This is a genomic window from Halomonas sp. BC1 (genome assembly GCF_002078135.1).
Taxonomy (GTDB): Bacteria; Pseudomonadota; Gammaproteobacteria; order Pseudomonadales; family Halomonadaceae; genus Vreelandella; species Vreelandella stevensii.
In genome coordinates, this window is record NZ_LFGS01000007.1 from 144,013 (window position 1) to 148,989 (window position 4,977).

Consider the following 4,977-nt stretch of genomic DNA (forward strand, 5'->3'; position numbering starts at 1 on the left):
AAATTGACAGGAGCTAAGAACAAAGCACCGACCTTCCATAGCTATATGTTGCATTGTAGATACCCAGGTATCCCTATCATCAGCAGTAGGAGCGCAGTATATTTCAACACCCTGGCCATACATAGCAGCGCGCAAGGATGGCATATAATTTTCCCAACATATTACCGCACCTATTGCACCTAGATCACTCTCAACTACATCTAGCGTTGATCCGTCACCAAAACCCCAAACAAGTCTCTCGGATCCCGTTGGCATAAGCTTTCGCCTCTTACCAACAACCCCACTCTCCGGGTCGATGAAAACCACAGTACAATAAAGAGTACTTCCACCCTTCTCAATGATTCCCATCACCACAAAGATATTGTTTTCCCTTGCAGTAGAGACAATATCGTCTATCTCAGCCCCATCAATTTCAACTGCGCCATCATAATACTTAAGGTAGTCCCTCCTCCCTTCAGGGTGTCGTTTTCCGACTGGTGAGTCAAAGGTTAGGCCTTTGGGGTAGGTGCCTAAAAATGCCTCCGGAAACACCACCAACTCAGCTCCATTACTCGCTGCTTCTTCGATTAGGCGACAAGCTTTTCTGGCTGTTTTTTCAGCATCAAAAGGGATACTAGAATCTTGCACTACTGCAGCTTTCAATTTATCTTTCATAAAAACCTCAAGCCTTTTTCTCGTCTGAATAAACCACTTGCTCAGCGTTATCTCTCATATATTCGTTGAACATATCATGGAAATCTTTCACTGAAGACTCAGGAACCTTTCTGGTTACTTTGCTTACAGCGACCGTTACAATTATATTGACCATAATTCCCGCAATGCCTGGTCCAACAGGAATGTCTATTTGGGTAATTGCTATGAGAGCCATAACAACAACCCCTAGAACCAAGCCAAGAAACGCTCCTGCTTCCGTGACCGATTTAAAATACAGCATGCCTAAAGCCGAAGGCACAAGCTGAAGACCAAGACCGAACCCTAAAGAAGCAATTGGAACCAAAAACCCTGCACCGCTTGGAAGCATTGCAAGCACAAATATTATTACCGTAAGAGATAGGACTACAACTCTTGTAACCCAAGTGACCCTCTTACTTGTCATATCCTCCTTTGTCAAAGTATCTACAATATCTTCAGCAACTAGGCTCGCTGAGGAAAGAAGCTGGCTATTAATAGTGGAAATTGCTGCTGCAAGAATACCTGCCACAACAAAAGCGCCCAAAACAGGAAAATGAAAATTGAATATTTGCGGAAGGATCGTATCGCTATTGTCCATATTTACGCCAGGAGCAACTCCAGGAATAACTGCCGCCATACCAACCACAAGGGGAATAATAGCCATCATCCATGAATTCCAGAAAGGTGTGGCCATAGCCACTTTTCCAAGAACTTTAGCTGATGAAGCAGAATAAAACTTTTGCCACATATGGGGAAGGACCCAAGCACCAAATCCCAGCCCAAGCCACAGCTCCAACATTCCAAGAGGGTTTCCTGAAACCACGTTAAGTTCAGGCTTATACTGTGATACCTGATTAAACAACTCAGTTCCACCAGAAATATTTAATACGTACAATGCTGTAAATATCAAAATAGATGCAAAAAACACACCCATGAAAGAGTCGGTCCATGCAGTACCTTTAAAGCCAGCCCACAGAACAATAACGCCCACCATCACCGATGTAACGGTGACTCCAACAATGTATGGAATTGCACCATCTGTAAGGGTTTCAAGTGCTCTAGCCCCACCGATAACCTGTATAAGCATTACAGGTACTAAAGCAGCTATTCCGACTAAAGCAACTGAAATTCTAAGCCTGTTGCTCTTGTAATAATGATTAATCATTTGACCCGGAGTTATAAACCCATATTTTTTCCCTGCCAACCAAATCCTAGCCCCGAACAACCATATGAAAATCGCATGAAAAATTGTCCAAACAGCAAAACCCGCAAACCAAACTCCAGATCTATAATATGCGCCGAATGCACCTAAAAGAGTCCAGGTTGAAAAATACGTAGCTCCCATCGACAAAACCAGAACTATCGTCCCTATTCCACGACCACCAATGATAAAGTTTTCTGACGAACTTCCGTAAGATTTCTGCGGGCTCCTTTTAGAAAGATATGACACCAGTATGAAAGCCAAAATAAACGCGACCAATATTGCAGCCGTCAGTGCATTATTCATTTCACCCCCTCCTCATGCAGAGGCTTTTCTTCAAGCTTTCTAATAAAAGGCTTAAAATAAAGGGGATAAGTAAGAATGACGCAAATCGTAAGCACTACGTTGGATGCAATCATCACAGCCAAAGGCTGTGGCAATCCCATCACCATGGAAGCTGAATTAAAAATTCCAAAATATGGAAGCCATGTTACCAATAGCGCAGCCAACACAACTGACCACAATAGCTTCCTTTTACTTTTTGTACTCATTATTAATCCTTCATCAAGTGGATGTGAATTTAACAAAGATCATTCTGAGAGTAGTCGGTAGAAAGCGTTAATAAAAATAGAAAAATCAGAACGGTCTGTTGCCATAAAGCGCACACCCTCAAGAGTTAGTCGGGTAGACTGGGCGATTGCTCGACCCGGCCCCCCCACAGATCCGAGCATGCACGATTAGCGCACTCGGCTCCTCAATACCCAGGAGGAACGTAAGCACAGCCGCTACTACGAGAAAGGCGCGGTGATCGTGCCAGAGCGCGACTATGCCGTGGGCCTCAAGCGCGGGGAGCTGTACCGCGTCATGGACACCGGCCCCGGCAACCGCCTGACGGTCAAGGCGGAGAATGGCGAGGTCATGAGTTTTTCGCCTGCGCGTTGCACCAAGCTATCGGTCTATGCGGTGGAAAAGGCCGAGTTGTCTCCCGGCGATCATGTGCGAATCAGCCGCAATGTGGCCGAGCGTGACCTTGGCACCCATGAGCGCTACCGCGTCAAGGCAGTGCAGCCCGAGAGCGTCCTGATCGAGAACGGCCAGGGCAAGGTGGTGAAGCTGGACAACAAGCAGCCGCTCCCCATGACCTACGGTTATGCCACCACCGTTCACAGTTCGCAGGGGCTTACCGCTGACCGGGTGTTTGCCAACCTCGATTCCAAATCGCACGCCACGGTCAAGGAGGTCTATTACGTGGCCATGTCCCGCGCCCGGCATGAGGCCCAGGTGTATACCGACAGCACCAAGTCGCTGCCTGATGCCATCCGCCGCAGCACCGACAAGAGTACGGCCCTGGAGCTCAAGCAGCTTTGCCAGCATGGCAAAGAGGTCAAGCAGCCCGAGCATGACAAGGTAGTGCCGGGCGATAGCCAGGGACAGAAAGGCATCGAGCATCACCAGCAACCAGCGAACAGGGAGCGCTCCCAGCGTAGCCATGAGCGCGCCATGGGGCGATAAGTCTACCCAAAGCGCGTAAGCGCCCCTTCACCCTCCCTGGAGGCTGCGCAGAACGTCTATCCATGCCACACCACGCCCCCATCGAGATCATCCATGAGCCCGTCGACCCGCTGGGCAAGCAGGGGAAGGGAGTGCGCTCCGCCCATTTCCGCCTGTCCGACCTCGGGCCGTTGGCCATCGAGGGCATGGACACCCGGTAATCCCCCCCGAAAAATAATCGCGGAGATATGTGGAATTTTGTACTCTGAAGAGCCTGGAAAACGAGAATCTGACACCTAAGCAACTGGCGGCGCTCCAGGAACTGCTCGCCGATCAGAGCGCCACGTCCGATTCCTGAGTGATCAAGGAGAAGCTGAGCTGGATCCAGAAGGCGCCGACGCCACGCGCGGCTCGATGGCGCATCACGAACTACCTCAAGGTCATGAAGGTGGCAGTCTCGGAGAAGCCATTGCTGAAGCCGATGGCAAAAGCCCTGGCGACGTTGGAGCGTCACGCCGATGCGGTGGTCAGGCGTTGGATTTCGGGACTGACGAACGCACGACTGGAAGGCATGAACGGTCTGTTTCAGGCGGCTCGGTCACGCGCACGGGGTTACCGGAACAAGGCCAACTTCATCGCCATGATCTACCTGATTGGTAGCCCGGTGGGCCGCCTGTTCGACCAGGCCAAATCCACATAAAGTGACGAAGAACCGAAAAAAATGCACATAACTACATACAAATATTTTTTAACAGTATCCAAAGTCGGATCAGTCCGAAAAGCAGCCGATATTCTTCATATTAGCCCCTCTGCGATTAGCAGACAGATATCCTGTCTAGAGCATAACTTCAAGGCGAAACTAATTGACAGGCTAGCATCAGGAATACAGCTTACAGAGGAAGGAAAAATATTAGCGCACCATATGGAAAAAACAATTAGAGAAATAGAAATTGCAAGATCAAGAATTGACGAAATGAATGGAACACTTTCTGGAACTATTCATTATGCCACAATTGAAGGTGTCACTAAAGAGTTGCTTTTTCCCCGCATCAAGGAATTTAAAAACTCTCATGAAAATGTAAGATTTAGTGGTAAAATACTAGGGAGTGACTCTGTTTATGACACCATTCGATCTGGCGAAATTGACTTTGGGATTGTAATGGACACAAAAATCCCAAGTGATATTGAGGCCATAAAATACTTTGATACTAGACTATCCGTTGTTGCACCAAAAAGTCACCCGCTGGCTACAAAAAAGGCAATTGGCTTAAGCGAGCTTGAAGGCCATGAGATAACAATATTAAACCATAAATTCTTAACACGTCAGATAATTGAAGTCGCAACAAAAGGGCTTGGAATAGAACTAAATATTAGATTCGAGCTAGATAGCATTGAAATGATAAAGCATTACATAGAGGGCTCTAATGGAGTTACAATATTGCCCCATTTTTGCGTGGTGGAAAAAGACCATTCTGCCAATCTTAAGTCAATAAAAATCAATGAAGACGAGATGCTAAAATGCTTTACGATAATCTGCAAGAAACCTGGCCGCCATTTAATAAGAGCGGCAAGCTGCTTCATTGATGAAATTTGCCAATTTGGAACTTTAGCGT

Annotated in this window: 6 protein-coding genes and 1 pseudogene; 4 read left to right on the plus strand and 3 right to left on the minus strand. The window is 47.4% G+C overall.

All coding sequences use genetic code 11. The features are described from left to right. From B7L72_RS07305 to B7L72_RS07315, 3 genes are all read right to left on the minus strand, one after another. On the minus strand, nt 1-654 hold a 654-nt coding region (locus tag B7L72_RS07305), incomplete at its 3' end, for a carbon-nitrogen hydrolase family protein (protein ID WP_081193472.1). Between the two features lie 7 nt (nt 655-661). Continuing rightward, nucleotides 662-2,179, minus strand: a complete 1,518-nt coding sequence (locus tag B7L72_RS07310; RefSeq protein ID WP_044630785.1) for a sodium:solute symporter family protein — start codon at nt 2,177-2,179, stop codon at nt 662-664. Next, on the minus strand, nt 2,176-2,424 hold the full coding sequence (locus B7L72_RS07315; protein WP_044630786.1) for a hypothetical protein: 249 nt from the start codon (nt 2,422-2,424) through the stop codon (nt 2,176-2,178). The genes B7L72_RS07310 and B7L72_RS07315 overlap by 4 nt, the downstream gene beginning before the upstream one ends. Before the next feature lie 259 nt (nt 2,425-2,683). On the opposite strand from B7L72_RS07315, the gene B7L72_RS07320 reads away from it, so the two are divergent. The 4 genes and pseudogenes from B7L72_RS07320 to B7L72_RS07335 form a co-directional block, all read left to right on the plus strand. Then, entirely contained in the window at nt 2,684-3,385 is a 702-nt protein-coding gene (locus B7L72_RS07320; protein ID WP_044630787.1) for an ATP-binding domain-containing protein, read from the plus strand. 62 nt (nt 3,386-3,447) lie between these two features. Beyond that, a complete protein-coding gene (locus tag B7L72_RS18525) occupies nt 3,448-3,585 on the plus strand; it encodes a hypothetical protein (protein WP_161793472.1) in 138 nt (45 codons plus the stop codon). 41 nt (nt 3,586-3,626) lie between these two features. Next, nucleotides 3,627-4,064 (plus strand): annotated as a pseudogene (locus B7L72_RS07325) (ISL3 family transposase); the annotation flags it as partial. A gap of 21 nt (nt 4,065-4,085) precedes the next feature. Further along, a partial coding sequence (locus B7L72_RS07335) for a LysR family transcriptional regulator (protein ID WP_044630788.1) occupies nt 4,086-4,977 on the plus strand: 892 nt, incomplete at its 3' end.

Bases quoted from the DNA above. Each gene is read 5' to 3' on its own strand.
- B7L72_RS07310 (WP_044630785.1), bottom strand. From the start codon at position 2,179: ATGAATAATGCACTGACGGCTGCAATATTGGTCGCGTTTATTTTGGCT.
- B7L72_RS18525 (WP_161793472.1), top strand. From the start codon at position 3,448: ATGCCACACCACGCCCCCATCGAGATCATCCATGAGCCCGTCGACCCG.
- B7L72_RS07315 (WP_044630786.1), bottom strand. From the start codon at position 2,424: ATGAGTACAAAAAGTAAAAGGAAGCTATTGTGGTCAGTTGTGTTGGCT.